Source organism: Stutzerimonas sp. C6.4V (genome assembly GCF_058536345.1).
The window spans coordinates 2,371,004-2,397,036 of sequence record NZ_JBZUBM010000001.1; the positions used below are offsets into that span (position 1 = coordinate 2,371,004).

General features: G+C 62.8%; 26 protein-coding genes. 19 read left to right on the forward strand and 7 right to left on the reverse strand.

Translation table 11 applies throughout. The features are described from left to right. Window positions 1–120: 120 nt before the first annotated feature. The 11 genes from AC4LFW_RS11065 (at window position 121) to AC4LFW_RS11115 (ending at window position 10,815) form a co-directional block, all read left to right on the forward strand. On the forward strand, window positions 121–1,152 hold the full coding sequence (locus AC4LFW_RS11065; RefSeq protein ID WP_491819127.1) for an ion channel: 1,032 nt from the start codon (window positions 121–123) through the stop codon (window positions 1,150–1,152). A gap of 209 nt (window positions 1,153–1,361) precedes the next feature. Beyond that, window positions 1,362–1,787, forward strand: a complete 426-nt coding sequence (locus AC4LFW_RS11070; protein WP_491819128.1) for a DUF1810 domain-containing protein — start codon at window positions 1,362–1,364, stop codon at window positions 1,785–1,787. Between the two features lie 247 nt (window positions 1,788–2,034). Next, complete coding sequence (locus AC4LFW_RS11075) at window positions 2,035–2,910, forward strand: MIP/aquaporin family protein (RefSeq protein ID WP_491819129.1); 876 nt, start codon at window positions 2,035–2,037, stop codon at window positions 2,908–2,910. Between the two features lie 12 nt (window positions 2,911–2,922). Beyond that, window positions 2,923–4,434 carry a glycerol kinase GlpK gene (gene glpK, locus AC4LFW_RS11080; protein WP_491819130.1) on the forward strand — a complete coding sequence of 504 codons (1,512 nt, stop codon included), beginning with the start codon at window positions 2,923–2,925 and terminating at the stop codon, window positions 4,432–4,434. A 143-nt stretch (window positions 4,435–4,577) separates the two neighbouring features. Further along, a complete protein-coding gene (locus AC4LFW_RS11085; RefSeq protein WP_491819131.1) occupies window positions 4,578–5,336 on the forward strand; it encodes a DeoR/GlpR family transcriptional regulator in 759 nt (252 codons plus the stop codon). Between the two features lie 368 nt (window positions 5,337–5,704). Next, window positions 5,705–7,255, forward strand: coding sequence for a glycerol-3-phosphate dehydrogenase (gene glpD / locus AC4LFW_RS11090; RefSeq protein ID WP_491819133.1), 1,551 nt, complete (start codon window positions 5,705–5,707; stop codon window positions 7,253–7,255). A 158-nt stretch (window positions 7,256–7,413) separates the two neighbouring features. Beyond that, window positions 7,414–8,577 carry a Na/Pi symporter gene (locus AC4LFW_RS11095; protein WP_491820206.1) on the forward strand — a complete coding sequence of 388 codons (1,164 nt, stop codon included), beginning with the start codon at window positions 7,414–7,416 and terminating at the stop codon, window positions 8,575–8,577. Between the two features lie 18 nt (window positions 8,578–8,595). Beyond that, window positions 8,596–8,823 (forward strand): hypothetical protein, encoded by a 228-nt coding sequence (locus tag AC4LFW_RS11100; RefSeq protein ID WP_491819134.1) that lies wholly within the window; start codon window positions 8,596–8,598, stop codon window positions 8,821–8,823. A 29-nt stretch (window positions 8,824–8,852) separates the two neighbouring features. Then, a complete protein-coding gene (locus AC4LFW_RS11105; RefSeq protein ID WP_491819136.1) occupies window positions 8,853–9,827 on the forward strand; it encodes a PstS family phosphate ABC transporter substrate-binding protein in 975 nt (324 codons plus the stop codon). 65 nt (window positions 9,828–9,892) lie between these two features. Beyond that, a complete protein-coding gene (locus tag AC4LFW_RS11110) occupies window positions 9,893–10,174 on the forward strand; it encodes a peptidylprolyl isomerase (RefSeq protein WP_003282311.1) in 282 nt (93 codons plus the stop codon). 269 nt (window positions 10,175–10,443) lie between these two features. Continuing rightward, window positions 10,444–10,815 carry a SpoIIAA family protein gene (locus AC4LFW_RS11115; RefSeq protein ID WP_491819138.1) on the forward strand — a complete coding sequence of 124 codons (372 nt, stop codon included), beginning with the start codon at window positions 10,444–10,446 and terminating at the stop codon, window positions 10,813–10,815. A gap of 12 nt (window positions 10,816–10,827) precedes the next feature. On the opposite strand, the gene AC4LFW_RS11120 is transcribed toward AC4LFW_RS11115, so the two are convergent. After that, window positions 10,828–11,727, reverse strand: a complete 900-nt coding sequence (locus AC4LFW_RS11120; protein ID WP_491819140.1) for a CAP domain-containing protein — start codon at window positions 11,725–11,727, stop codon at window positions 10,828–10,830. Between the two features lie 153 nt (window positions 11,728–11,880). Between AC4LFW_RS11120 and AC4LFW_RS11125 the strand changes: the two genes are divergently transcribed. The 7 genes from AC4LFW_RS11125 (at window position 11,881) to AC4LFW_RS11155 (ending at window position 20,857) form a co-directional block, all read left to right on the forward strand. Then, window positions 11,881–12,615: a sulfite exporter TauE/SafE family protein gene (locus AC4LFW_RS11125; protein ID WP_491819141.1), complete on the forward strand. Its 735-nt coding sequence runs from the start codon at window positions 11,881–11,883 to the stop codon at window positions 12,613–12,615. 96 nt (window positions 12,616–12,711) lie between these two features. Beyond that, window positions 12,712–12,798: a small membrane protein YohP gene (locus tag AC4LFW_RS11130; RefSeq protein ID WP_491820207.1), complete on the forward strand. Its 87-nt coding sequence runs from the start codon at window positions 12,712–12,714 to the stop codon at window positions 12,796–12,798. A gap of 124 nt (window positions 12,799–12,922) precedes the next feature. Then, window positions 12,923–14,218, forward strand: a complete 1,296-nt coding sequence (locus AC4LFW_RS11135) for a mechanosensitive ion channel family protein (RefSeq protein ID WP_491819142.1) — start codon at window positions 12,923–12,925, stop codon at window positions 14,216–14,218. Between the two features lie 225 nt (window positions 14,219–14,443). Next, complete coding sequence (locus AC4LFW_RS11140) at window positions 14,444–15,628, forward strand: efflux RND transporter periplasmic adaptor subunit (protein ID WP_491819143.1); 1,185 nt, start codon at window positions 14,444–14,446, stop codon at window positions 15,626–15,628. Then, window positions 15,625–18,792, forward strand: a complete 3,168-nt coding sequence (locus tag AC4LFW_RS11145) for a multidrug efflux RND transporter permease subunit (protein ID WP_491819144.1) — start codon at window positions 15,625–15,627, stop codon at window positions 18,790–18,792. Before AC4LFW_RS11140 ends, AC4LFW_RS11145 begins: the two co-directional genes overlap by 4 nt. Continuing rightward, entirely contained in the window at window positions 18,785–20,281 is a 1,497-nt protein-coding gene (locus AC4LFW_RS11150; protein WP_491819146.1) for an efflux transporter outer membrane subunit, read from the forward strand. Before AC4LFW_RS11145 ends, AC4LFW_RS11150 begins: the two co-directional genes overlap by 8 nt. Window positions 20,282–20,377: 96 nt before the next feature. Beyond that, on the forward strand, window positions 20,378–20,857 hold the full coding sequence (locus AC4LFW_RS11155; RefSeq protein ID WP_491819147.1) for a DUF3597 domain-containing protein: 480 nt from the start codon (window positions 20,378–20,380) through the stop codon (window positions 20,855–20,857). A gap of 109 nt (window positions 20,858–20,966) precedes the next feature. Here the strand turns inward: AC4LFW_RS11155 and AC4LFW_RS11160 are convergent, their stop codons facing one another. From AC4LFW_RS11160 to AC4LFW_RS11175, 4 genes are all read right to left on the reverse strand, one after another. Next, entirely contained in the window at window positions 20,967–21,779 is an 813-nt protein-coding gene (locus AC4LFW_RS11160; RefSeq protein WP_491819148.1) for an inositol monophosphatase family protein, read from the reverse strand. Between the two features lie 137 nt (window positions 21,780–21,916). After that, entirely contained in the window at window positions 21,917–22,168 is a 252-nt protein-coding gene (locus AC4LFW_RS11165; protein ID WP_491819149.1) for a DUF2789 domain-containing protein, read from the reverse strand. A 186-nt stretch (window positions 22,169–22,354) separates the two neighbouring features. Next, window positions 22,355–22,615 (reverse strand): hypothetical protein, encoded by a 261-nt coding sequence (locus tag AC4LFW_RS11170; RefSeq protein ID WP_491819150.1) that lies wholly within the window; start codon window positions 22,613–22,615, stop codon window positions 22,355–22,357. Window positions 22,616–22,880: 265 nt separating this feature from the next. Further along, the gene (locus AC4LFW_RS11175) at window positions 22,881–23,300 is read right to left on the reverse strand and encodes an HPF/RaiA family ribosome-associated protein (protein ID WP_491819151.1); all 420 of its coding nucleotides are present in this window, start codon (window positions 23,298–23,300) and stop codon (window positions 22,881–22,883) included. 217 nt (window positions 23,301–23,517) lie between these two features. Here AC4LFW_RS11175 and AC4LFW_RS11180 point away from each other — a divergent pair, with 217 nt between their 5' ends. Then, the gene (locus AC4LFW_RS11180; RefSeq protein ID WP_491819152.1) at window positions 23,518–24,456 is read left to right on the forward strand and encodes a 2-hydroxyacid dehydrogenase; all 939 of its coding nucleotides are present in this window, start codon (window positions 23,518–23,520) and stop codon (window positions 24,454–24,456) included. On the opposite strand, the gene AC4LFW_RS11185 is transcribed toward AC4LFW_RS11180, so the two are convergent. Together AC4LFW_RS11185 and AC4LFW_RS11190 are read right to left on the reverse strand one after the other, a co-directional pair. Further along, window positions 24,450–25,235, reverse strand: a complete 786-nt coding sequence (locus AC4LFW_RS11185; protein WP_491820209.1) for a class I SAM-dependent methyltransferase — start codon at window positions 25,233–25,235, stop codon at window positions 24,450–24,452. The genes AC4LFW_RS11180 and AC4LFW_RS11185 overlap by 7 nt on opposite strands. A gap of 55 nt (window positions 25,236–25,290) precedes the next feature. Further along, on the reverse strand, window positions 25,291–25,983 hold the full coding sequence (locus AC4LFW_RS11190; RefSeq protein ID WP_491819153.1) for an extensin-like domain-containing protein: 693 nt from the start codon (window positions 25,981–25,983) through the stop codon (window positions 25,291–25,293). Window positions 25,984–26,033 lie beyond the last annotated feature (50 nt).

Sequence of the window (26,033 nt, forward strand, 5' to 3'; positions counted from 1 at the left end):
GCATCGAGGCTGGCCAGGGGCGGCTGCGGCCCTTAGGATGCGGCAGGTTTATCCGGTGACCGCCTCCTTTCGGAGCGTAGGTCACGCCCCTAATCACCGCTTGCCAAGGAACCATGGCAGATGTCGATCATCCTTCAGTTGCGCAGGCAACTGGCCGCGGCCACCAGCCGATTCGGCTGGGCCGCACTGTTACTTGCACTCGTGGTGCACGCCGGCGTGTCCTATCTCGGTTTGCGCCTGTTCGCCGAAGCGCCGCTCACCGAGCTGAAGACCTTCGTCTACTTCTATCTGACCACCGCCCTGACCGTCGGCTACGGTGACTTCTCACCGCAGACCGCTGGCGGTCGCATCTTTGTTTCCACCTGGCTGATGGTCGGCGGCATCGGGTTGCTGACCGCCGTCATCGGTAAAACCACAAATTCCATCATCGCAGTCTGGAGGAAAGGCATGAAAGGCAAAGGGACGTTCGCCACCTGCACGGGCCATACCGTTGTGATCGGTTGGGAAGGCGAAATCAGCGAGCGCGTCGTCGAGCTGCTGCATGAAGACGAAACCTCCAACGACCACCTGATCGTCATCTGCGACACGGTGCTCGAAGAAAACCCGATGCCGGGCAAGACCGAGTTCATCCATGGCGAAAGCCTGTCGTCGCTGGCGCTCTTACAGCGCGCCGGGGTGAGAGGAGCCGAACGCACACTGGTGCGCACCGGCTCGGACGACCTGACCCTGGCGGTGGTGCTGACCATCAACCAGCTCAATCCGGTCGGCCATGTGGTTGCCCATTTCAGCAGCAGCGAGACCGCGCGACTGGCCCGCAGCTACGCGCCGAAACTGGAATGCACCTCCAGCATGGCCATCGAAATGCTGGTGCGCTCCTCCCAGGACCCAGGCTCCTCGGTGATCATCAATGAGCTGCTCAGCGTGGGCCAGGGCGCGACCCAATATCGCCTGCTACTGCCCGAGAGCTACGAAAGCACGGTCGGCACGCTGTACAAGCAGTTGAAAGACCGGCACAACGCGACCTTGATCGGCTATCGCGCCAAGGACCAGACCCAACCGACCATCAACCCGGCCAACGACACCCCGGTACGAGGCGGCGAACTGTTCTATATCGCCAACACACGCCTCGCTGGCCTGGGCGAAGCGAACTGAGGATGGTGTCACCCGGTTGTGCTGTGCCGGGCTGTGTGCCGAACGTGCGGGGTCGGCACCCTTCGGGCACTTGTTTGTCACCTGATAACAAGTCCGGCCCTACGGGTTGTATTTCACCCCAGCGGCCTGTTGCCGCCTCTTTTCTCCCAGGGAATCAACCTCGCCATTCCCGGCTCTGATCAGGACAGTCTGAGCAATCGGGAGACACCATGAGCGACCCATACGACCTGCAGCGGTTCATCGAAGCCCAGCAATCAACCTATGACCGCGCACTGGCGGAGCTAAAGGCCGGGCAAAAGCAGAGCCACTGGATGTGGTTCATCTTTCCGCAGATCGCCGGTCTCGGCCGCAGCGACATGGCTCGGCGCTATGCCATCGGAGGCCCAGACGAGGCCAAGGCCTATGTCGAGCACTCGCTGCTCGGGCCTCGCCTGGAAGAATGCGCCCAAGCCCTGCTGAAACATGCGGACCGCTCGGCGCGTGAGGTGCTCGGCTCGCCGGACGACATGAAGCTGCAATCGAGCATGACCCTGTTCGCTGCCGTCGCACCCGAGCGCAGCGTGTTCCAGACGGTGCTGAACGCCTTCTTCGCCGCCAAGCCCGACCAGGCAACGTTGTCGCGCCTGGCGCAGTGACCAGGGTGCAATCACAAGGATTGGCACCCCGACGCGTCGGTGGGTGCCGCGTTCTCCAGTGTTGATTTGCGTCAAGCAACTGCCAGGCATAGCGCGACCAGCACCCTTTTGTCAGTTTTCCGCCGGAATGTTCATCTTTTTACTTTGACAGCCCTCGCTTTTGACTTTAAGTTTTCGCTTCCGAACATTTCCGAACACTCGCAGTATCGGATCATAAAAACAACAGTCTTCTAGAGAGGTTCTGCGCATGAGCAATCCGTCCACCCCGACGCTTCGGGGGCAATGCATTGCCGAATTCCTTGGCACCGCCCTGCTGATTTTTTTCGGAACCGGCTGCGTAGCAGCACTCAAGCTCGGCGGCGCAGACCTGGGACTATGGGAAATAAGCGTTATCTGGGGCATCGGCGTCAGCATGGGCGTCTACCTCGCCGCCGGAGTCTCCGGTGCACACCTCAATCCCGCCGTATCCATTGCGCTCTGGCTGTTCGGCACCTTCGAGCGCAACAAGGTCCCCGCCTACATCCTTGCGCAAACCGCTGGCGCCTTCTGTGCCGCTGCATTGGTTTATGGCCTCTATAGCAGCCTGTTTTTCGATTTCGAACAGGCCCAGCAGATGACCCGCGGCAGCATTGCCAGCCTGGAGCTCGCATCGGTGTTCTCCACTTACCCGCACCCGTCACTCTCGATCGGCCAGGCGTTTCTGGTGGAAGTGGTGATTACCGCTATCCTGCTGGGGATGATCATGGCGCTGACCGATGACGGTAACGGCCTGCCCCGGGGCCCGCTGGCGCCCCTGCTGATCGGCCTGCTGATTGCCGTGATTGGTGGTGCGATGGGACCGCTGACCGGGTTCGCGATGAACCCGGCACGCGACTTCGGACCGAAGCTGATGACCTTTTTTGCTGGCTGGGGTGAAGTCGCGTTCACCGGCGGCCGGGATATCCCCTACTTCCTGGTCCCGCTGATCGCACCGGTCATTGGCGCCTGCCTCGGGGCCGCCGGTTACAAGGCCCTGATCTGCAAGCATCTGCCGGGCATTGGTGGTGCTTGTGCTGTTCCCGGACCGGAACCCGAGGCCGACCGCTTCACCGAACACGATGTCACTGCCCACGAAGCTCGTTAAGGAATCGACACCATGAGCAATCAGAACAACAAGCAATTCATCGTCGCCCTCGACCAGGGCACCACCAGCTCGCGGGCCATCGTGCTCGACCGCAACGCCAACGTCGTCAGCATTGCCCAGCGCGAGTTCGCGCAGATTTACCCGCAGCCCAGCTGGGTCGAGCATGACCCGATGGAAATCTGGGCCACCCAGAGCGGCGTGTTCGTCGAGGCGCTGGCCCAGGCCGGGATCACCAACGAGCAGGTGGCCGCGATCGGCATCACCAACCAGCGCGAGACTGCCATCGTCTGGGACAAGCACACCGGTCGGCCGATCTACAATGCCATCGTCTGGCAGAGCCGCCAGAGCACGCCGATCTGCGACCAGCTCAAGCGCGACGGGATGGAAGATCACATCCGCAAGACCACGGGCCTGGTGATCGACCCCTACTTCTCCGGCACCAAGATCAAGTGGATCCTCGATCACGTCGAAGGCAGCCGCGATCGCGCGCGCCGTGGCGAGTTGCTGTTCGGCACCGTCGATTGCTGGCTGATCTGGAAGATGACCCAGGGCAAGGCCCATGTGACGGATTACACCAACGCCTCGCGCACCATGCTCTACGACATCCACAAGCTGGACTGGGACCCGGTGATGCTGGAGACGCTGGACATCCCGCGCGAGATGTTGCCGGAGGTACGCTCCTCCTCCGAGGTCTACGGCCACGCCTATATCGGCTCCGGTCAGAGCACTGGCATCCCCATCGCCGGTATCGCCGGCGACCAGCAGGCCGCGCTGTTCGGCCAGATGTGTGTGGAGCCCGGACAGGCGAAGAACACCTACGGCACCGGTTGCTTCCTCTTGATGAACACCGGGACCAAGGCCGTGCAGTCCGAGCACGGCCTGCTCACCACTATCGCCTGCGGTCCCAAGGGTGAAGTCAACTATGCGCTGGAAGGCGCCATCTTCAATGGCGGCTCGACGGTGCAGTGGCTGCGCGACGAGCTCAAGGTGATCAACGATTCGCTGGATTCGGAATACTTCGCCACCAAGGTGCAGGACAGCAACGGTGTCTACCTCGTACCCGCCTTTACTGGCCTCGGCGCGCCCTACTGGGATCCACGTGCCCGTGGCGCCCTGTTCGGTTTGACCCGTGGCGTGAAGGTCGACCACATCATCCGCGCGGCGCTGGAATCCATCGCCTACCAGACCCGCGACGTGCTCGACGCCATGCAGCAGGACGCCGGCGAGCGCCTGCGCTCACTGCGCGTGGATGGCGGTGCGGTGGCGAACAACTTCCTCATGCAATTCCAGGCCGACCTGCTCGGCACCCAAGTCGAACGCCCGGTAATGAAGGAAACCACCGCCCTCGGTGCTGCCTACCTGGCCGGCCTGGCGACCGGCTTCTGGAGCAGCCTGGACGAGCTGCGCAGCAAGGCCACCATCGAGCGCGTGTTCGAACCGGCTTGCGACGACGAGAAGCGCGAAGCGCTCTATCAAGGCTGGAAGAAAGCGGTGGGTCGCACCCGCGACTGGGAAGAGGAATAGGCCCAGACGTCCAAACGCGCCACACCTCGCGCCCGGCCCGGATCTTGACCGCGCCGGGCGCGCTTATACGCAAACGAACAATTCTTTAATCAAACCCCAGACTGCGGCATCCTTCACGGCATATCGATAAGAAGGAAGCCTCCATGAGTCTGGCCCCACGACAGCAGAGCATTCTCGAACTGGTGCGCGAACGCGGCTACGTCAGCATCGAAGAGCTGGCGCAGCAGTTTTCGGTAACGCCACAGACCATCCGCCGGGACATCAATCAGCTTGGAGAAGCCGGCCTGCTGCGCCGCTACCACGGTGGTGCCGCCCATGATTCCAGCGTGCAGAACACCGCCTACACCCAGCGCGCCCGGCAGATGCGCGACGAAAAACGCCGCATCGCCGACGCCATGGCGGCACATATTCCCGATCAGGCGTCGCTGTTCATCAACATCGGCACCACCACCGAAGCCATCGCCCACGCCCTGCTGAACCACCGCGACCTCAAGGTCATCACCAACAACCTGCATGTGGCGAGCATCCTCAGCCCCAAGGAAGACTTCGACGTGTTGATCGCCGGGGGCAACGTGCGCAGCGACGGCGGCGTGGTCGGCCAGGCCACGGCGGATTTCATCGGTCAGTTCAAGGTGGACTTCGCCCTGATCGGCATCAGCGGGATTGACGAGGATGGCACATTGCTGGACTTCGACTACCAGGAAGTACGCGTCTCCCAGGCCATCATCAACAATGCCCGCCAGGTTTTCCTCGCCGCCGACTCCAGCAAGTTCGGCCGCAACGCCATGACCCGCCTCGGCTCACTTGAACAGATCGACATGTTGTTTACCGAGGCCCAGCCACCCGAGGCCTTTGTCGAGCTGCTCAGCCGGCACAAGGTCAAGCTGGAAGTCACCGGCTGAGTCCGTCAGCCTCTGTCCCTGTCCCTGCTTTCCACGGACCGCGTTACTTGAGAACGGGCTGGCTCACGTTCCCCCTTTAGGGTGCGGTGCGATCGCCGGTAGGAACCCGGTCGCCTCCGCCCTGCGTGGAGCCACTGACCGATCCCATCACCTGCCCCTTGCTTGGTTCATCAAGCCAAGCGGTAAGCATCCGTAATGTCACACGTCGCGCTTAGCCTCTCTAGCGCATCCCCTGGATAAGCCCAAAGGCTGCTCATCGCTAAACAACAGCTCGTATAAGTTCGATTATTTTCATTTGATATAAAAACCGAACATCCCCTCTAGAGAAGCGCTTAGATGTGCGCTAGGATGTTCACATTCGAAAATCAATGTTCGTTCTTAAGGAGAATCCCGTGACTGAGCCCGTCTCCGAGCTATACGACCTCGCCGTCATTGGCGGTGGCATCAATGGTGTAGGTATCGCTGCTGACGCAGCCGGGCGCGGCCTGTCGGTGTTTCTCTGCGAGCGTGACGACCTCGCCAGCCACACGTCGTCGGCCAGCAGCAAGCTGATCCATGGCGGCCTGCGCTACCTGGAACACTACGAGTTTCGCCTCGTGCGCGAGGCACTGGCCGAGCGGGAAGTGCTTCTGGCCAAGGCACCGCACATCGTCAAGCCGATGCGCTTCGTATTGCCCCATCGCCCGCATCTGCGTCCGGCCTGGATGATCCGCGCCGGGCTGTTTCTCTACGACAACCTGGGTAAACGCGAAAAGCTGCCAGCGTCGCGAGGTTTGCGCTTCGGTGAAGAGAGCCCACTCAAGCCGGAGATCACGCGCGGTTTCGAATACTCCGACTGCTGGGTCGACGACGCGCGGCTGGTCGTGCTCAACGCCATGGCCGCGCGGGAGAAAGGTGCGCACATCCACACCCGAACCCAATGCCTTAGCGCCAAGCGTGCCGCCGGTATCTGGCACGTCGAGTTGCAGCGTCAGGACGGGACGCGCTTTTCCCTGCGCGCCAAGGCACTGGTCAACGCGGCCGGGCCCTGGGTCGCCCAGTTCATTGGCGATAACCTGCAGCAGCGCTCGCCTTATGGCATTCGCCTGATTCAGGGCAGCCACGTCATAGTGCCCAAACTGTACGAAGGCGAGCAGGCGTACATCATGCAGAACGAGGACAGGCGCATCGTCTTCGCCATCCCCTACCTGGACCGCTACACCATGATCGGCACCACCGACCGCGAATACCGCGGCGACCCGGCCACGGTCAGTATCAGCGAGCAGGAGATCGCCTACGTGCTGGGTGTCGCCAATACCCACTTCCGCAAGCAACTCGAACCAAAGGACATCATCCATACCTTCGCTGGCGTGCGCCCTCTGTGCGATGACGAATCGGACAACCCCTCCGCGGTCACTCGTGACTACACCCTGTCGCTGGCGGCCGAGGAAAAGCAGGCGCCGCTGCTCTCGGTGTTCGGCGGCAAGCTGACCACCTACCGCAAGCTTGCCGAATCGGCCATGGCGCAGCTCAAGCCTTACTTCCCGCGGATGGGCGACAGCTGGACAGCCAGTACGCCGCTACCGGGCGGCGAAGGGATGAGCACTGCCGAAGCGCTTACCGAGGAGCTGCTCACCCAGGTGCGAGGCATCGATCGCCCCTTGGCCAAGCGCTGGGCGAGCCTCTACGGCAATCGGGTCTGGCGCATGCTCGGTGATGCACGCTCGCTCGATGCGCTGGGCGAAGAACTAGGCCCGCAGCTGTACGCACAGGAAGTCGACTATCTCTGCCGTGAAGAATGGGCCACACAGCCGGATGACATCCTCTGGCGCCGAACCAAGCTCGGCCTGGCATTCGATGAAGCGGATAAGGCCCGGCTGCAAGGTTATCTCCAGGCGCGACCAACCGTTGGAGTACCTCGCGACAGCGACGCCGCCTAGGCGCGACCTGAGTGCGCCTGCGGAATCAGGCGCACACTGGCAACGCCCTATCCATCGGCCAGAGCACCGTTCATCGCCTGAACGCCGCTCCGGTCACGAACCCTTCACACCTGCAGCCCACCGTCGAGCCACCAACCATTCTCAAGGGGACGTGGCTCATGGCGACCAATGCCGGTGCACTGGCTGAACAATCCTCGGCCTCCGGATCACGCCAATGGCTGTCATGGCTGTTGGTCATTACCCTGATCTATCTCCTGCTGGCCGCAGTAGGCGCCATTGGAGACGGCTTCAAGGCTGCGGTTGGCGACAATGCGAAGGAACTGTTCGCTTTTGCCACCAACCCCTTTGTCGGGCTGATGATCGGCCTGGCGGCGACGGCGCTGATCCAGAGTTCCAGTACGGTGACCTCGATCATCGTGGGCATGGTCGCCGGTGGCCTGCCGATCCCCATCGCGATTCCGTTGATCATGGGCGCGAATATCGGCACGTCGCTGACCAGCACCATCGTCAGCCTTGGCCATATCCGCAGTGGAGAGGAATTCCATCGGGCATTTGCGGCGGCCACGGTGCATGACGCCTTCAACATCACGGCGGTGACCATCCTTCTGCCGCTGGAGTTGCTCTTTCATCCGCTGGAGCGCGTCTCACAGACGCTTGCAGGCCTGCTGGTGCATGACAGTGCCGGCGTCGATATGAAGAGCATGAACTTCATGAAGACCATACTGACCCCAGCCAGCGAGCTGCTCGAAGCCAGCGTGTCCTGGCTGCCGAGCAAGGTGTGGGCCGGAGTTGGGCTGATCATCATCGGGGTCGGGCTGATCCTCTTTGTGGTGCAGGCCATCGGCAAGGTGCTGCGCCGGGTGATGGTGGGGCGCGCCAAAGACATCATGCATGCAAGCGTCGGACGCGGGCCGGTGTCCGGCATTGCCTCGGGAACACTTATCACGATCCTGGTGCAGTCGTCCTCCACCACAACGGCACTAATCGTACCGCTGGCCGGCACGGGCGTGTTCACGCTCAAGCAGGTCTATCCCTTCACGCTCGGCACCAACATCGGCACCTGCGTCACCGCGCTCCTGGCCGCCACGGCCATTGCCGGCCCTACGGCAGAACTGGCGATGCAGATCGCCCTTGTGCACCTGATGTTCAACCTCCTGGGGATCACCATCATCTACGTGCTGCCTTTCCTGCGGGGTGTGCCACCGGCGATCGCCAACTTCCTTGCGGACCTGGCTCAGCGCAACAAGCTGTATGTCGGGGCCTATATCGGGGGCGTGTTCTTTGGCCTTCCGTTGCTGCTCATTGGCGGCAGCCAACTCTGACCCAGCCTGGAGCCAACCATGCAAAGTGAACGCCGCATCCAGACCGAGAACCGCATCCGTGAATTACGCGAATCGCTGAATGAGCTCGAGGCCCAGCTTGAACGCATCGACGCCCAGGAGCAGCAGGCACAACACCGGGAAATCGACCACCTGGACGATTACATCAACGCGGTGGACACGCGCTTCAACAGCCTTCAGCTGTTCTGGACAACGCTCAAGACCGACTGGCTGAAAGCTAAATCCTGAGCCAGGCCTGCGCCAAGAAGGGACATTTCATGCACCTCGCCAAATCCCGCCCGCTGCTGCTGATTAGCCTCCTGCTTGGCCTGCACGCCTCGTTCGCATCAGCCGAGGGCGCAGCGCTGGCGTCGGCCCCGGCTTCCGACGGGCTGCTTGTCGATGGATCAAGCACGGTTTACCCACTGACCCGTGAAGCGATAAAGCGGTTTCAGCGCGCCCGCCCCGGTCATCCGATAGACGTTGAGTTTTCCGGGACCACCGCGGGCTTCCGCCGCTTCTGCGCCGGCCAGACGGACATCAACGATGCGTCCCGCGAAATGAACGCCGAAGAACAGGCAGAGTGCGCCCAGAACGACGTCCGCTACCGCAAGATCCCGCTGGCCATGGACTCCATCGCGGTAGTGGCACATCCCAGCAACCACTGGGCGAAAGACATCACGGTAGATGAACTCAAGACCGTATGGGCACCAGCTGCGCAAGGCCAAGTCATGCGCTGGAACCAGATTCGGCCCGAATGGCCGGATCGCCCGGTGAAGCTGTTTGGGCGAGGACAGGATTCGGGCACCTATGACGTCTTCACCCGCGAGATCGTCGGCGCGACGCACCGCAGCCGCCAGGACTACACCGCCAGCGAAAACGAGGAGGAGCTGGCAGCTGGTATTGCGTCCGAACCCGATGCCCTCGGTTTTTTCGGTATCGGTGCGTACCACCGGCACTGGGACGAACTGAAGCTGCTCGCTGTGGATAACGGCAAGGGGCCGGTCTATCCGACGCTCGCCACGGTCAGCGAAGGAAAATATCAGCCACTGACGCGCCCGCTGTTTCTCTACCTGAACGAAGAAAGCCTGCAGCGCAAGCCGATCACCCGCGCATTCGTCGAACACTACCTGCAGGGGTTGCCCAGCTGGATTCACTTCACCGGCTACATGCCACTAGGTGCCGAGCAGTACAGACGCAGCCTGGACGCTCTGCAGAACTCGCCGAAGCGCGCTTCGACCGAGTCGAACTGAGCCCGATGCTTGAATCGCTGAGCAAATCCGGTAGGCTCGCACCTTTCCCACTGGAGTAGACACTTATGGCACGAGCCACTGCCCGCCACATCCTGGTTCCCACCGAAGAAAAGTGCAACGAACTGAAGGCTGCCATCGAAGGCGGTGCCGATTTCGCTCAGGTTGCCAAGGACAATTCCACCTGCCCGTCCAGCCGTCAGGGCGGCGACCTGGGCTCGTTCGGCCCCGGTCAGATGGTCAAGGAGTTCGACACCGTCGTCTTCAGCGCCCCGCTCAATGAAGTACAGGGCCCGGTGAAAACCCAGTTCGGTTATCACCTGCTGGAAGTGACCAGCCGCCAGGACTGATCGCCCCGTCCCCGTGCCTCACGCGCGGGGACTCCTTCCGCTACAAGCGCCCCCCGTTTCAGGTACGCCCCGTATAGCCCGCCACACGAGGTGCCAGGTCATCGCGTTGTGGCTGTTACTGCCCTGCAGAAGGTTGCTGCGCAGCACGCCAAGGCTCCGACTTGCCTGGAAACAGAAGCTCGACCACCCTTTGATCAGAACGCCGCGAGGCCGCCATGGTCATCCAGGGCGCAGTAACCCGTCTCCGTTTCCATACAAGGACACTCGTCATGTTTCACGTCACCCGTATCGGCGACAAACGCATCGATGTGGACTTTTCCGGCAAACTCGACGCCAGCGAGATGCGCTTCGCGCTGGATGAACTGCTACGGAAGTCCGAAGGCATCAGCCACGGTCACATGTTGTGTCGTATCGGTGATTTCGACGTTCCGACCCTGGGCGCGATGGGTGTGGAGCTGTCTCGCATACCGCAACTGTTCCGCTTTATTCGTCGCTTCGATTGCTGTGCAGTCGTCTCTGGCAAGGAATGGCTACGCAAGGCCAGTGAAATCGAGGGCGCCCTTATTCCTGGGCTCGTTGTGAAAGCGTTCGAGGAAGATCAGGGCACCGAGGCGCACGACTGGCTGCAAGCTCAGGGGTGACCCCGGGCGGGTTCAGCGTGGCGTGCCGAATACCTGCGTCCAGTAGCTGACGGCGGCGCTGTTCTCTTCAATGGCGTAGGCCGCCCCCATCTCGCTGAAGTCCGGATTCATGATATTGCTGCAATGGCCGGGACTGGCCAGCCAGCCGGCCATGACCTGATCAGCCGAACCCTGCCCGGCCGCGATATTCTCGCCGATCCGCTGCCAGCTGTACCCTGCACGGCTGGCCCGGTCACTGACCTGGCTGCCGTCTGGCGCCCCGTGGCTGAAATAGTTCTGCTCGGCCATGTCGCGGCTATGGGCCAGTGCGGCATCGCCGAGCTTAGCGTTCCAGCTGAGCGCGGGCGCCGCCTGAAATGATCGGCTTCCACAGGTGCGCGGCTCTGCCCGCGCGGCATTGACTCGCTCCAGGATGTCCTTGCCGACCTGTTGCCAATCACCAAGATCGGGTGCGAGAAGCGGCTTGGCCAGCAACACCTGCCAGGTGTTGCCGCTGCGCGCTACCCCGATTTCGGCAAAGTCCTGACTGCGCAGCGGTGCGCAATAGCGCTGTTTGAGGGCCTGCATGGCAGTCTGCGCATCGGCCGGTCCCGACACGGAAATAGCCTGCAGCTTGGCCGGCCGGTAGCCGGATGCCTGCAGCTCTTGCTGCAGTTGCGCCCCGCTGGTGGCCGGGGACAGCGCGAGCGCTTCGTTGGGCGCAAGCGGGCCGACCACCGTTGCGTCGCCGTTTGCGCACGCTTCGGCAGCTTCGCGAAACTCGTTGATCAGGTTCACCAGCGCCTGGGATTCCTGTGCCTGTATCTGAGACACCCATGTCACCGACACCATCAGCATGGCGCCAGCCAACAAGCGCGAAGGCGGAGTCGCCCTTGTCGAAAGAAAGCCGCGGTTTGCAATGGAGAAGGTCATAAGCCACCTGTCAGCCTGGGGATATACATGCTGACCACGACCTGCCGCCAGTGATCCGCCGCCGTCAGCTGCAACCCTCGCTCACAACCGCGGACGGCAAAGATGCGATGATGCGGCTCCACCAGATTTCAGACCCGTCTCGCCAGCACGCCCATGACCCTACCTGACTTTCTACTGTTTGCCCTGCCGGCCATCTTTCTGACCGGCCTGTCCAAAGGCGGCTTCGGCGGCGCGCTGGGCGGCATTGCCGTGCCGCTGCTGGCGCTTGCCCTCTCCCCGAAACAGGCCGCTGCCGTGATGCTGCCGATCCTCTGCCTGGCTGATGTCGTCGGACTCAGAGCCTATTGGGGACACTGGGACACGGCGAACCTCAAGGTCATGCTGCCGGGGGCGCTGATCGGCATCGTTCTCGGCTCACTCACCTTTGGCATGCTCGACGAGCGCATGGTCGGCCTGATGATGGGTGCCATAGCGGTGGGTTTCGTGGTGCTCGGACTGCTCGCCCGCAACGACAAGCCACGCCCCTTGCAGCGCGGGCGCGGCACCCTGCTCTCTTCGGTTGCTGGGTTCACCAGCTTCGTCGCCCATGCCGGTGGGCCGCCGATCATGATGCACCTGCTCCCCCAGCAGCTGGACAAGCTGCGCTATGTGGCGACCATCAATCTGTTCTTCCTGATGACCAACGCCGTCAAGCTCATTCCCTATGCCGCGCTCGGTCAGTTCAGCCGGGAAAACCTGCTGCTCAGCCTGTCCCTGGCGCCCGTGGTGCCCTTTGGCGTCTGGGCCGGGCTGTGGCTGCACAAGCGCATCGACCACAAAGTGTTTTACCGAATCGCTCGTCTGGGCATGCTGCTGGCCGGTTTGCAGCTGATCTGGAAAAGCCTCTGAAGCCTGCAGCGGACATGACCGGCCGCCCGGTTTTCTGAACGTTTTGGACGCTTGGCCAGTCGGACTCAGTGAACCCACTGCAAAGGAGTCATCCTCATGCTGAAGTTTCTGGGCAGCACGGTAGGCATCATCTTTCTGATCGGTCTGCTGGTCGTGATCGGTTTGTTTGCGTTGGTTTTCTAACGCCACGAAGACGACCGCTTTGCAACCACGGCCCCTCGGTACGCACAGCCGCACGTTGCACGTTTCATCGACAGGCCGCCGCCAACCCGGCGGCCTGTTTGTTTCCGGCCACGGCATATCAACCATGATCCTGTCTCCTCGCCTCGCTATTGCGCTTCCCGTCCTGTTAAGAACGCTTGCCCTGCTGGGGCTGCTCTGCGCGGCCATGCTGCCGACGACCCACGCCTGGGCTCAGGAAGGCGTCGCGACCGTACGCCTGGACGGCCGCGCCTTGTTTCGCATCGGCCCCAACGAAGCGCTTGAAGCACGGCCACGGGCGCGGCAGATAGAACGGCAGCTGGCAGCGGTACTAGAGACGCCCAAGGGCATCACCCGGGCGCGCATCGAGCCAACCGAATCTGAAGAGGATGAAGGTCTGCAGATCAGCGTGGCCGGCCGCCCGCTGATGGTGGTCGCACCGGCCGATGCCGAAGCCAACGGTCAGCCGCTCGACCGACTCGCCCGTGACTGGGCTGCAACTATCGACCGGGCCCTGGCGACGGCTGCCAAACGCCGCGATTCTGACCGTGGACGTTTTTTGACTTCAGTGCAGTCGAGCGTCGAAACCGCCTTTGCACGGCTGCTCGAATCCGCGATCAACATCATTCCCCGGGTGCTGGCGGCCCTGTTGGTCCTGCTGTTGTTCTGGGGGCTGGCCACCGCTGTACGGGCGCTGATGAGGAAGATCGTGCGCCGTTTGGCGAACGATCTGACCGTCGAGAACCTGGTCCGACAGGTGAGTTATTACGCGGTATGGGTGCTCGGCATCATCGTCGCCGCGAGTGCCTTCGGCCTGGAGCCCAGCACCCTGGCCACCGGGCTCGGATTGACCAGTCTGGCGCTGGGCTTTGCCCTCAAGGACATCCTCTCCAACTTCGTCAGCGGCCTGCTGATCCTGACGCTGCGGCCGTTCCAGCTGGGCGACCAGATCATCATTGGCGAAACCGAAGGCAGCGTGGAGCGCATCGAACTGCGCGCCACCCAGATCCGCACCTATGACGGGCGCCGCGTGCTGGTCCCCAACGCCGAGACATTCACCTCCCGCGTCACCAACAACACGGCGGCGCCGATACGCCGCGGCAAGGTGGTGTGCAAGCTGTACTACGGCATCGATATCGACGCCATCAGCGCCGTGATGCGCGAAGCAACTCAGCAGACGGCCGGTGTGCTAGCCACGCCCGAAGCCGAAGTACTGCTCATCGACCTGGGCGAAAGCCAGCTGGTCTTCGACGTCCTGTTCTGGTGCGACTCGCGCCGCTCGGATTTCGTCGCCACCGCGTCGGAGGTGCGCAAGGGACTGGTCGTCGCGCTGCGCTCGGCCGGGATTACGCTGCCGGACCAGGCGCAGCAGCATATCGTGGTACACACACCGAAAACCTGAGCAGCGCGTCTCGGGGACTCCAAAGCCGCTGCCAGCGCCGCTCAGCCAAAGCATGCTTGTTCCCCACCACTCGTTTCGGCCGAAAGCTGCAATGCTCGGGTTTCGCGAAGGCTGCCAATCGAAGCGGGCAATAAACCGGAACCGTACCCCGCCGCCCGCGGTCGAGTATAGGTCAGCGCGCTATACCGCGGCGAAGACGGTGCCCGAGCCAAGAAGGTCAACTAGATGAGGCAGCTACTGCAAAACGCGGTGTGGGCAGGCGCCATGGCATTACTACTGGCGGCCTGCTCCGACGAGGAACAAGCCGAACAGTCCGCGCCGCCACCGCCCGAGGTGGAGGTCATGACAGTCGCCCCCCGGCCCGTCCCCAACATCATCGAGCTTCCTGGGCGGGTCCAGGCCGTGCGGATCGCGGAGATCCGCGCCCGAGTCGACGGCATCATCCAGAAACGGCTCTACGAAGAAGGCACCGACGTCGAGGTCGGCACGCCACTGTTCCAGATCGACCCGCGCGAGATGCGCGCCAACCTCAAGGCTGCCAAGGCAGCCCTGGAACGCGCCGAAGCCACCGCGTTGAATGCCGCGCAGGACGTCAAACGCTACAAGGGGCTGGTGGCCAAGCAGGCTATCAGCCAGCAGGAATACGACACTGCGCTGGCTACCCTGCGCACCGCCAGGGCAGATGTATCGCAAGCCGAGGCCAACGTGCAGTCGGCAGAGCTTGACCTTGAATACACGACTGTCGAGTCGCCTATCGAAGGCCGTGCCGGGCGTGCCCAGGTCACCGAGGGCGCGCTGGTCAGCGCCAGCGAAGGCACCTTACTGACCACTGTGGAACAGTTCGATCCTGTCTACGTCAACTTCTCCCAGTCCAGTTCCGACCTGCTAGAGATTCGCGCCAGGATCGCCTCGGGCGAGCTTAAGTTGCCGGAGGACGGGCGAGTCGAGGTGAAGCTGATCCTTGAGAACGGTGCCGAGTATCCGCACACCGGCTACGTCAACTTCTACGCCATGAGCATCGACGAGACCACCGGCACCGTGGCCGTGCGTGCCGAATTTCCGAACCCGGACCGCCTCCTTCTGCCCGGGCAGTTCGTCCGGGCACGCATCAATGCGGGCATCCGCCCGAACGGCGTGCTGATTCCACAGCGCGCCGTAATGGTGAATGACCAGGCCGCACGTGTACTGCTGGTTGGCGAGGATGACAAGGTCGCCTCGCGCGAGGTCGAACTGGGCGAACTGCAGGGCAGTGATTGGATCATTCGTACTGGCCTGGACGCTGGAGATGTGGTGATTGTCGAGGGTGGCGGCAGTGTCCGCAGCGGTGCGCCCGTGCGCACCATACCCTTCGAGCGCGAAGAACCACCGGAGCCCTCGGAGCCGCCAACGTCTTCCGAGTCCGCACGATGACGCCGGCGTTCTTCATCCGTCGCCCGGTCTTCGCCTGGGTCATCGCGCTGGGAATTTTGCTGGGGGGTCTGCTGGCGGTGCGTTCACTGCCCATCGAGCAATACCCCAGCATCGCACCACCGGCGCTGCGCATCAGTGTCACCTACCCCGGAGCCGATGCGTCGGTGCTGGAAACCAACGTGACCCAGGTGATCGAGCAGGAGCTCAACGGGGTCGAAGGTTTTCTCTACATGGACTCTTCGAGCCGTTCCAACGGCAGCGCCTCGATCGAGCTGACGTTCGAATCCGGGACGGATATCGATATCGCCCAGATGGAAGTGCAGAACCGTCTGAGCCGGGTCGAGCAGCGCTTGCCGGAGGAAGTTCGCCGTCAGGGCATCCAGGTGTTCCAGGCGTCGCGGGACTTTCTGCTGATCATCTCGCTGTTCTCCGAGAACGGCACCATGAGCACACTGGAGCTGGGCCATTTCGCCACCACCCGCGTACTGGACGAGCTGCGCCGCGTGCAAGGCGTCGGCGACATCCGCGAGTTCTACACCGCCTATGCCATGCGCATCTGGCTCAATCCGGACCGGTTGGCCAGCTTCGGCCTGTCTGCCGCCGATGTCCTGGCCGCAGTACAGGAACAGAACAGCCAGTCGGCCGGTGGCGCCCTCGGTGATCTGCCCCTGGCCGAAGGCATCGAGATCAACGCACCGCTGGAGACCCGCGGGCGCTTCAGTACGCCGGAAGAGTTCTCCTCGATCATCCTGCGTGCCACACCGGATGGTTCGGTGATACGGCTGCGTGACGTCGCCCGGGTCGAGCTCGGCGCGCAGAACTACACCTCGCGCAGCGAACTCAATGGCCAGCCGGCCGCGGGCCTCGCCGTGCAGCTGTCACCCGGCGCCAATGCGCTGGATACGGCGGCGGCAGTCAAGCAACGAATGCGTGAGCTGGCCGAAGGCTTTCCCGAAGACATCGCCTGGACGGTGCCATTCGACTCGACGCCTTTCATCTCGTCATCCATCCAGCAGGTCGTGGTCACCCTGCTCCAGGCCATGGCGCTGGTCGTGCTGGTGATGCTGCTGTTCCTGCAGAACTGGCGCACCACGGTCATTCCCACCATCGTTATCCCCATCACCCTGGCGGGCACCTGCCTCGGGCTGTGGATTGCCGGCTTCTCGATCAACCTGCTGAGCCTGTTCGGCATGGTGTTGGCGATCGGCACCCTGGTGGACGATGCCATCGTGGTGGTGGAGAACGTCAAACGGATCATGGACGAGGAACAGCTGCCGCCCTACCAGGCCACCGTCAAGGCGATGGATCAGGTGACCGCACCGATCATCGGCACGACGCTGGCGCTGATCGCGGTGTTCGTGCCGCTGGCCTTCTTCCCGGGCTCGACGGGCGGCATCTATCGGCAGTTCGCCATTACGCTGTCGATTGCCGTCGCCACCTCAACGGTGCTGGCGCTGGTATTGACGCCCGCACTCTGCGCAGCGTTGTTGAAGCCAAGCAAGCCGGACAACGAGAAGCCCGGTCTCGGTCAGCGCATCTTCGGCCCGTTCAACCGCGGGATGGAGCGCACCACCGACCGCTATCACAGTGCAGTCGGCGGCATGCTCGCCCGCCCCGTCTGGTTCCTGCTGGCGTTCGTCGGGCTGTTGGCACTGACGGTATTTCTCTATCTGCGGATGCCCAGCGCCTTCCTGCCTGACGAGGACCAGGGCTCGCTGATGACGGTGATCCAGGCGCCGCCGGGCGCGACCGTCGAACGCACCGAAGAGGCCATCGAACAGGTCAAGGCGTTCTACTCCGACCACCCCTTGGTGGAGGATGCCATCACCGTCTACGGCTTCAGCTTTTTCGGCCAGGGCCAGGCACACGCCATGTCCTTCGTACGGCTGATCCCCTGGGACCAGCGCACCGAAGAGGGCAGTTCTGCCCAAGCATTGGTGCGCGAGGCCATGGGCCGCTTCTCGCAGATCAAGGAAGCGCGAGTGTTCGCCTTGAATCCACCCTCGATCCCGGGACTGGGCGTGGCCGGTGGCTTTACCTTCAAGCTCGAAGACCGTGGCGGCATGGGTTACCAGGCGTTGCTCGACGCGCGTAACCAGTTGTTGGGCAAAGCAAGTGAAAGCCCCATCCTGCAAAACGTGCGGCCTGAAGGCGCCGACGATGCGCCACGCCTGCGGGTCAACATCGACCGTATCAAGGCGCGCGCGCTGGGGCTTTCGATCAACGAAGTCAACGCAACGCTGGCGATCGCCTTCGGCAGTGCCTACGCCAACGACTTCAACCGGGACGGACGGGTGCTGCAAGTGCTGTTGCAAGCCGATGCGCCCTACCGCATGACACCCCAGGACGTGCTCGACCTCAAGGTGATCAACGATCAGGGCGAAAGCGTACCGTTCGGCGCCTTTACCACGGTGGACTGGACCGAAGGGCCGACCCAGTTGCAGCGCTACAACGGCTACCCGGCCCTGACCCTGTCCGGCAGCGCCGCGCCCGGTTCGACTACCGGTGAAGCCATGACCGAAATGGAAAGGCTGGCAGGTGAGCTGCCCGGCGGATTCAGCTACGAATGGACGGGCGCCTCGCTGGAGGAACAGCAGGCGTCCGGGCAGGTCGGTTTGCTGCTGGGGCTGTCGCTGCTTGTAGTACTGATGGTATTGGCCGCGCTATATGAAAGCTGGACGGTGCCCATTGCGGTCTTGCTGGTGGTGCCTTTCGGTGCGCTCGGCGCCGTGCTGTTCGCGATGATTCGCGACCTGCCAGCGGATGTGTACTTCAATGTGGGCCTGGTGACCATTATCGGCCTGTCGGCCAAGAACGCGATTCTCATCGTCGAATTCGCCATCGAAGAGGAAGGCCACGGCAAAAGCCTGACCGATGCCGTGATGAACGCAGTACGGCTGCGCTTTCGGCCGATCCTGATGACCTCCCTGACCTTCATCCTCGGCATGCTGCCACTGGTATTGTCCACCGGCGCCGGCGCGGCTGGCCGCGTTGCGGTCGGTACCGGCGTGATGGGCGGCATGGTCGTCGCCACCCTGCTAGGCCTGTTCTACATCCCGCTGTTCTATCTCTCCGTCCGCCGCTGGCTGACCAAGCGTCGCCCGCCAACCGCCGAAGACAAGGCGCACCCGGCCGAGGAAGAGGAGGCGCCAGACAATGCCTAGGTTTGCGCCCTTGCTGCTGATCAGCGCTCTGACGGGCTGTCAGCTCGCGCCGTCCCATGACCAACCCCCCTCGCCTACCGCTGCCCAGTATCCGGCGGACTACCAGCCCATGGACGGCGAGGTGTTGGCCAGCGAGATCGGTTGGCGCGAGTTTCTTCAGGATCCACGCCTTGAGCTGTACATCGAGACGGCGCTGCAGCGAAATCGAGACCTGCAGATTGCCGCAGCGCGCATCGAAGAAGCCCGCGGCCAGTTCGGCGTACAGGGTGCCGATCGCTATCCGACGCTGGCCGCAACGGCGGACGCCAGCCGGGGCCGCTTTCCAACCGGCGGCGCTGGCGCGACCGGTGCCGGTTCGGTAGGTGGCGGCACAACCGGCTTCAGCGGTGGTTCCGGTGGACAAATCACCGAACAGTTCTCGGTAGGGCTGGGCCTGTCGGCTTTCGAACTGGACTTCTGGGGGCGGGTGCGCAATCTCACCGAGGCTGCCCGCGCGCAATACCTGTCGACCGTCGAGGCACAGCGCGCCTTCAGGTTGTCATTGATAGCGGATGTGGCCTCGACCTATCTCGCCGTGCGCGGCGCTGAGGCGCGCATTGATCTCGCCGAAGCAACCTTGCAAAGCCGCCGCGATGGCTTGCGCATTGCCCGTGTGCGCTTCGAGGCGGGGATCACCTCGGCACTGGACCTCAATCAGGCACAGGCACTGCTGACCCAGGCCACGACCGAGTTGGCCAACCTCCACCTGATCCGAGCCGAGCAGGTCAACTACCTCACCCAGCTGGTAGGGGGACCGCTGCAACAGCCGCTGCCGGAGCCGCTGCCGCTGAGCGAACAGATCGAACCGCTGCGCCTGGACGCGGGACTGCCATCGGAGCTGTTGCTGGTACGCCCGGATATTTTGGGCGCCGAGCTTGACCTGCGTGCAGCCCGCGCCAACATCGGCGTGGCGCGAGCGGCGTTCTTCCCGCAGATCTCGCTGACCGGCAGCTTCGGCTATATCTCCAGCGAGCTGGACAACCTGGTAAGCCGTGACAATCGCACCTGGAGCATTGGCCCGAGCCTCTACCTCCCGCTGTTCGACTTCGGCCGCAACCGCGGCAACCTGACCGTCGCCGAGGCGCGGGAGAACGCGGCTGTTGCGCAGTACGAAAGCGCCATCGAAACCGCCTTCCGCGAGGTGGCCGATGCACTGGCAGGCCGTCGCTGGCTGGCAGAGCAGGTCGCTGCGCAAGAGGAAAACGTCGCCACGCTGAGACGTATCGCCGACCTCGCCCGAGAACGCTACGCCGAAGGCGTGGTGAACTACCTTCAGGTGCTCGATGCAGAGCGCAACCTGTTCGATGCCGAACAGGCCCTTGTCCAGGTCAAGCGCGCTCAGATTCAGAATCTGGTGAGCCTGTACATCGCGCTGGGTGGTGGCACCAGGACTCCGTCTTCGACAGCCCAACCCGACGCGACACAGCGGGCCGCGACCTCTGGTCGCTAAGGCGCGTAACGGCGCGCTTCCCGACCTGCGGCGGCGAATCCTCAAGGTCCCATGGCGGTCAAACGAATCACCACACAAATCACCAGAGGAATTGAAATGGGCCTGTTCGACAAGATCAAAGACAAACTCGGCATGGGAGATGTGAGCAACGAAGCGCACAAGCCGGTCGATCCAAGCCATACTCCGAACCAGCACGCACCGGACACCGTGGTGGACTCGGAGCGCCCTACCGCTGCTCACAATGCCACCACGACGCCGCCCGGCGTGGTGCCAAGCCCCGAAGGCGTAGCTCACTCGACGGGCCAATCAACCAGTGCTGTCGACGTACCTGCGAAACTCGACGGCATGGCCGCCAACCATCCGGAGCAGCTGAACTGGCGCACCTCCATCGTCGACCTGCTCAAGCTGCTGGGCCTGGACAGCAGCCTGGAGTCGCGCAAGGAGCTGGCCACCGAACTCGGCTGCCCTCAGGAGATGATGGCCGACTCGGCCCAGATGAACACCTGGCTGCACCGCACCGTCATGCACAAGCTCGCCGAACATGGCGGCACCGTTCCGCCTGAACTACGTACCTGACAAAGGCCCGCGCCGCCGGATGCTGATCACCCGGCCGGCACTGGTCGCCAGCAGCTGGCTCCTACAAAGACCGCCTCACCCGTAGGAGCGAGCCTGCTCGCGAACAGCCTCAACCGTCGAGCGACGGCCCGATCATCTCCGCCAACTGCGGATACACACCGGGACAGGCTACGAGGTAGGGATTGCCCTTGAGCAAACCGTCGTTACGAAAGAAGTCATTGACCCGACCGCCCGCCTCTTTCACCAGCACCAGTCCCGCCATGCAGTCCCAGCTTTTCAGCTCGGTTTCGTAGTAACCGAGCAGCCGTCCCGCCGCCACGTAGGCGGTCATCAGCGCGCCCGAGCCGTTGCGAAAGAACATCCCGCCTTCGCCCAGCAGCTTTTCCATGAACGGCATGAAGTGCTCCTTGCCGCGCGGGTGGAAGGTCCCGGTAGCTGTCACCCCCTGCCCCACATGGGTCGCCGCACTGACCTTCAGGGGACTGTCGTTGACGAACGCGCCCCGGCCGAGGCAACCGTGGAACAGCTCGTTGTGATTGGGATCGGCAATGGCGCCCAGATAGGGTTCACCATCGATCATCAAGCCGATCGACACGCACCAGTTATGCAGCCCATTGACGAAACAGGCGGTGCCGTCGATGGGGTCTATGACCCAGACACAGCGCGATCCCAGATCGGCAGAACCGCTCTCCTCGCCGAGAAACCCATCTTCGGGGAAGTGCTCGGCAAGTCGTTCGCGGATGAAGGCTTCGATCTGCTTGTCGGCAATGCTGACGACGTCCTGCAGGTCGTTACCCTTGTGCTCGATCGTCAGAGCCTCGCGCTTGCGATAGAAATCCATGCCCAGCTGCGCCGCCTCGAGGGCAAGGGCTTTGGCGCAGGCATAGCGGGCGTCGAGGTCGAGGGTTTGCTCGGAAGTCATGACCATCCTGTGTAGCGGCTGCGCGGTGATCGCGCGGGAACGCAATTCTATTCAACAGCGAGCTGCGGGAATACATGAGGCGCTTTCTACATGCGCGTGCCGACCTGGCGCAGCTGGCCAGGTCGCCCCGTCCAGGCTCAGGACAACTCCTCACCCTGCTCATGCAATCGCACGTTGAGCTCGTCGACGACGGGCGCCCACTCGGCGTCATCCATCAGCTGCTCCTTCAGAAAGGAGCCCTGGGCTTCGTTCCAGAATGGCGCCTCGGAGACTTTCATGTGATTGGGAATCGGTCGGTGGCTGGCGATGAAGGCATCGATGCTGGCCGGGTCCGAAGGCAGGCCAAGCTGCTCGAAAAGGGTACCGAGGTCTTTGTTAGGCAATTCCATCAGTGGGCTCCACAGCTATCAAGAAGTCAGGAAACCGCCTCAGAGGCGACTTGTCTTGTTGAATAGACGCGGTGGGGGGCTGCACAGTTCAAACAGCAGACCGGAACGAACAGCGGCGAACCACGGACGGATGCCGGAGCGAAAAGACCCGCCGCAGCCACTGGGGCTGCGACAGGCCGAAAAGGGTTACGCCGCGCGGTCGAATAATTGCCGTCTCTGGTCAAGGTACTGGTCGACCAGCCACTTGCCATGGGCGATGGATGCCCGTTGTGCCTGTTCCAGTTCTGCCATGAAGGCGTGCCCAACCGGAAGCGCCATGCGCCGGGTGGTCTGGCCCTGGGGATTGCTGATGCGGCACCCACCCGCCCAGGGGGTCGGCGTGCCGGGGTGTTCCATTACCTCTGCGGTAATGACGTGATCGCGGTATTCACATTGCATCATGGACATCGTGTGTCACCTCGCTCGCTGATGGCGCGGTTTGGCCTAAGCTTTACCCTGCGCCTGATAATCCCCCTCTTCTCTGTTCAGCTGCCGCATGCGTTGCCGCCCTTGAACGAGCGCGCGTGATGCGGTTCCTCAAATGGGTATAGCACACGCACAACGGACCGCAGGGCCGGTCGTCGCATCGATGGAGATCAGGACGGGGAGAAGGCGAAGCGAGAAAACAGGCATCGGCTGAGCGATGCCTGATATGCGGGCCGGGCTGACCGGACTATGAAATACGCAGTTGTTCGTCGGCGATGAAGTCTTCTTCCAGCAAGGCGTCACGGCCTTCGACTTCAAGGGTCTCGCCTTCCAGCGGTACAGGGGCCGACGCGCGTTTGCTGCGCAGTTTTCCGAATTGATGTTGCAGGGCGTTATTGAGCTTATCCACGGCCCCATCGACCGCCAGGTCGAGTGAGGCTGCCTTGTGCGTAACGGAAACGGGCTGCTGACCCTTGGGTCGTGCCTCGATCTGGCAGCGCTTGTCCTGCGCCCCGGCCTTGACGCCATTCTCGTCGCTCAGATGCACCACCACGCGGGTTACTTCATCGTCGAACCGATCCAGCTTGTCAGCAACACTGGCACTGACCCACTCAACCAGACGGGCACTGCCTTCGATGTGGTTATCGCTATGAACTTGGATCTGCATACGCTTATTCCTTCTAGGCGATCTGGGTAACCACCGTTCAGCCTCGAACGGTTGATCTACAAATGCCACCATCGCTCCGATTAAGCAAGGCCGACGAAAGGCCGGCGACCAGCACATGATCGGCTCTTGCCCGAGGTCAAGGTTCAGACTGCATGCGCCCTGCTGACAGGCCAGGCAGTGCCCGTTAGGCTGGACCCATACTCAAGGAGACCAGGGCATGGATATCGTTGTCTGCGGCAGTTTCGATGACCAGGAGCGCAACCAATGGCTGGAGGCGCTGCGGACGGCCTTTCCTGAGGGTCGCTGGCACCTTTCGGTGGATGACGTCGCGGCGGATCAGATCGAGGTCGCCGTGGTCGCCAACCCTCTCCCCGGCACGCTGCGTCAACTGCCGAACCTGCGATTGATCCAGTCGCTGTGGGCGGGCGTGGATCGGCTGATGGGAGATGACAGCGTGCCAACCCATGTTCCGGTGGCACGGATGGTGGACCCTGCGATGAACCAGGCCATGGCCGAAACGGCTCTATGGGCCACACTGTCGCTGCACCGGGGCTTTTTCCGCTATGCCGCACAGCAGCGCAGCGGCCTGTGGCAGCAGTGGCCGCAGCGACGCGCCGACGAATACAACGTCGCGCTGCTGGGCATGGGCCAGATGGGGCGTTGCTGTGCACGGGCCCTCGTTGCACAGGGCTACAAGGTCACCGGTTGGAGCACGAGACACCTTGCCATGGATGACGGTATCGAAGTGCTTGGAGGCACGGCCGCGCTGCCGACCTTGCTGGCTGGAAGCGACCTCGTCATCAATCTGCTACCCCTGACAGCTGAAACCACCGGGATTCTCGATGCGAAGCTGTTTGCCGCCATGCGTCGCGGAGCAGGACTGGTGAATCTGGGGCGCGGCGCTCACCTGGTCGAAGCCGATCTGCTGGCAGCGCTGGCGGACGGGCAGATTGGTCATGCCGTGCTGGATGTATTCCGCGAGGAGCCGCTGCCTGCCGAGCATCCTTTCTGGTCCCATCAGCAGGTGACCGTGCTACCTCATGTTGCTGCGCTGACAGACACGCGCAGCGCGGCACGAGTCGTCGCACAAAACCTAAGGGCATTGCGCGACGGCAGGCCGCTGGCCAACCTGGTAGACCGCGCCCGCGGCTATTGACCTGTGGCCTGCAGCTTCTTCTTCGGATAGACGTCGTAACGGCTGGATTTACCCTCCAGGCAGTAACCAGGCTTGGCGCCTTCTATGCACGGCGCCTTGCGCGGTCGCTTCACCACCACCCGATGACTGGCCAGCACCATTGCCTGTTCTAGCAGAGCGCCGGCATCCAGGTCATCGCCCACGAAGGGCCGGAACAGCCGCATCTCCTTCTTTACCAGGGCGCTCTTTTCGCGATGTGGAAACATCGGGTCCAGATAGATCACCTGGGGTGGCTCGCCCTGCCATCGATTCATCAGCTCGATGGCGTTGCCCTGCTGCAGGCGCATGCGCTGAACGATCGGGCGCACCTCTGGATCGGTCTCTCCCCGGGCCAGGCCGTCTTCGAGCAATGCTGCGATGATCGGCTGGCGCTCGCAGAGCACCATCTCGCAACCGAGGGTCGCCAGCACGAAGGCATCCCGCCCGAGCCCTGCCGTGGCATCCAACACGAAGGGTCGAATACCCGGCTGGATACCGACGGCCTTGGCGATCATCTGCCCGCTGCCACCACCAAACTGGCGACGGTGGGCCGCTCCGCCTTCGAGAAAGTCGACACGAACCGGACCAGGCGCCTGCGGGCCAAGCAACTGCAGCTGCAAGCCCGTCTCACCCAGTTGCAAGGCAAACTGCGCATCATCCCCTGAGAGGGGCAGGCCCAACCGCGTCGCCCAGGCCTCGGCCTGTTCGGCAAAGGAAGGAGCAAGCGCTTCTACGCGAACCAGGGGTGCTGTAGCGGTCATACAGAGCTCGGCAACGGGAAACGGCGCATTCTGCCAGAGCGGTTCGCCATCTGCCTCAGCGACACAGGCCGAATCCACCCATGTCGACATGGAAATGATCGTGATGGGCGGCGTTGTACTCGGGGCTCAGGGTGATCCTGAATGCATCGCAGGCGGCCGACTTCACCTGGCGGAGGAATCTGGCCTTGTCGTCGTCACCCGTCCAGTCGCGGGCAACGGTGATACGTGTCCCGTCCTGCAGGCGAAATCCGGCGAGATCCAGGGCATTGGCAGAGGCATGCTGGCTGCGTCTGTTACTGCGCGCGATGTTGCGGCAGGCAAAGCTGCCGAAATGGTCGATGCGTACCACTGGCTGGCCGAACACGGCCTGCGCAGCCGGCTGAAGACCGTGTCGCTCGAACAGCGCATAAGCCGCCGCCAGTGGGCAGGTCGCCATGAAAGGCGCATTGAACCGCACAGCCGAACCACGGATGCGGACCGCGTTCTCGATCGGACAGCCAGGCTGGGGCGTATTGTCTGGTAGGGCCACGTAGTCAAGGTCGGAACTCGTCAACGCCTGCTCGCATAGACTCCGGTCCGTCTGCAGACGTCCCAGCTTGTAGGAGGTGAGCAGATTCGGTGTCTCGCGAATATCCAGCGGCGCCCATGGGTTCCACTTGTCTGGCACATCGACATGACCGCGCCACACCGCGTAGACGAACCCGGCGAACACGGCAATCAACAGGAGCAGGAAACGGCCAACAGTCATGCAACTTTGGCAACGGCTGATCACCAAGGTTGCAGGCGGACCTCTACGAA

Coding starts and splice junctions, on each gene's coding strand:
- AC4LFW_RS11175 (WP_491819151.1), bottom strand. CDS start 23,300: ATGCAGATCCAAGTTCATAGCGATAACCACATCGAAGGCAGTGCCCGT.
- AC4LFW_RS11065 (WP_491819127.1), top strand. CDS start 121: ATGTCGATCATCCTTCAGTTGCGCAGGCAACTGGCCGCGGCCACCAGC.
- AC4LFW_RS11170 (WP_491819150.1), bottom strand. CDS start 22,615: ATGTCCATGATGCAATGTGAATACCGCGATCACGTCATTACCGCAGAG.
- AC4LFW_RS11160 (WP_491819148.1), bottom strand. CDS start 21,779: ATGACTTCCGAGCAAACCCTCGACCTCGACGCCCGCTATGCCTGCGCC.
- AC4LFW_RS11130 (WP_491820207.1), top strand. CDS start 12,712: ATGCTGAAGTTTCTGGGCAGCACGGTAGGCATCATCTTTCTGATCGGT.
- AC4LFW_RS11100 (WP_491819134.1), top strand. CDS start 8,596: ATGCAAAGTGAACGCCGCATCCAGACCGAGAACCGCATCCGTGAATTA.
- AC4LFW_RS11115 (WP_491819138.1), top strand. CDS start 10,444: ATGTTTCACGTCACCCGTATCGGCGACAAACGCATCGATGTGGACTTT.
- AC4LFW_RS11165 (WP_491819149.1), bottom strand. CDS start 22,168: ATGGAATTGCCTAACAAAGACCTCGGTACCCTTTTCGAGCAGCTTGGC.
- AC4LFW_RS11125 (WP_491819141.1), top strand. CDS start 11,881: ATGACCCTACCTGACTTTCTACTGTTTGCCCTGCCGGCCATCTTTCTG.
- AC4LFW_RS11095 (WP_491820206.1), top strand. CDS start 7,414: ATGGCGACCAATGCCGGTGCACTGGCTGAACAATCCTCGGCCTCCGGA.
- AC4LFW_RS11185 (WP_491820209.1), bottom strand. CDS start 25,235: ATGACCGCTACAGCACCCCTGGTTCGCGTAGAAGCGCTTGCTCCTTCC.
- glpK (WP_491819130.1), top strand. CDS start 2,923: ATGAGCAATCAGAACAACAAGCAATTCATCGTCGCCCTCGACCAGGGC.
- AC4LFW_RS11150 (WP_491819146.1), top strand. CDS start 18,785: ATGCCTAGGTTTGCGCCCTTGCTGCTGATCAGCGCTCTGACGGGCTGT.
- AC4LFW_RS11135 (WP_491819142.1), top strand. CDS start 12,923: ATGATCCTGTCTCCTCGCCTCGCTATTGCGCTTCCCGTCCTGTTAAGA.
- glpD (WP_491819133.1), top strand. CDS start 5,705: ATGTTCGTTCTTAAGGAGAATCCCGTGACTGAGCCCGTCTCCGAGCTA.
- AC4LFW_RS11075 (WP_491819129.1), top strand. CDS start 2,035: ATGAGCAATCCGTCCACCCCGACGCTTCGGGGGCAATGCATTGCCGAA.
- AC4LFW_RS11155 (WP_491819147.1), top strand. CDS start 20,378: ATGGGCCTGTTCGACAAGATCAAAGACAAACTCGGCATGGGAGATGTG.
- AC4LFW_RS11180 (WP_491819152.1), top strand. CDS start 23,518: ATGGATATCGTTGTCTGCGGCAGTTTCGATGACCAGGAGCGCAACCAA.
- AC4LFW_RS11190 (WP_491819153.1), bottom strand. CDS start 25,983: ATGACTGTTGGCCGTTTCCTGCTCCTGTTGATTGCCGTGTTCGCCGGG.
- AC4LFW_RS11145 (WP_491819144.1), top strand. CDS start 15,625: ATGACGCCGGCGTTCTTCATCCGTCGCCCGGTCTTCGCCTGGGTCATC.
- AC4LFW_RS11120 (WP_491819140.1), bottom strand. CDS start 11,727: ATGACCTTCTCCATTGCAAACCGCGGCTTTCTTTCGACAAGGGCGACT.
- AC4LFW_RS11105 (WP_491819136.1), top strand. CDS start 8,853: ATGCACCTCGCCAAATCCCGCCCGCTGCTGCTGATTAGCCTCCTGCTT.
- AC4LFW_RS11110 (WP_003282311.1), top strand. CDS start 9,893: ATGGCACGAGCCACTGCCCGCCACATCCTGGTTCCCACCGAAGAAAAG.
- AC4LFW_RS11070 (WP_491819128.1), top strand. CDS start 1,362: ATGAGCGACCCATACGACCTGCAGCGGTTCATCGAAGCCCAGCAATCA.
- AC4LFW_RS11085 (WP_491819131.1), top strand. CDS start 4,578: ATGAGTCTGGCCCCACGACAGCAGAGCATTCTCGAACTGGTGCGCGAA.
- AC4LFW_RS11140 (WP_491819143.1), top strand. CDS start 14,444: ATGAGGCAGCTACTGCAAAACGCGGTGTGGGCAGGCGCCATGGCATTA.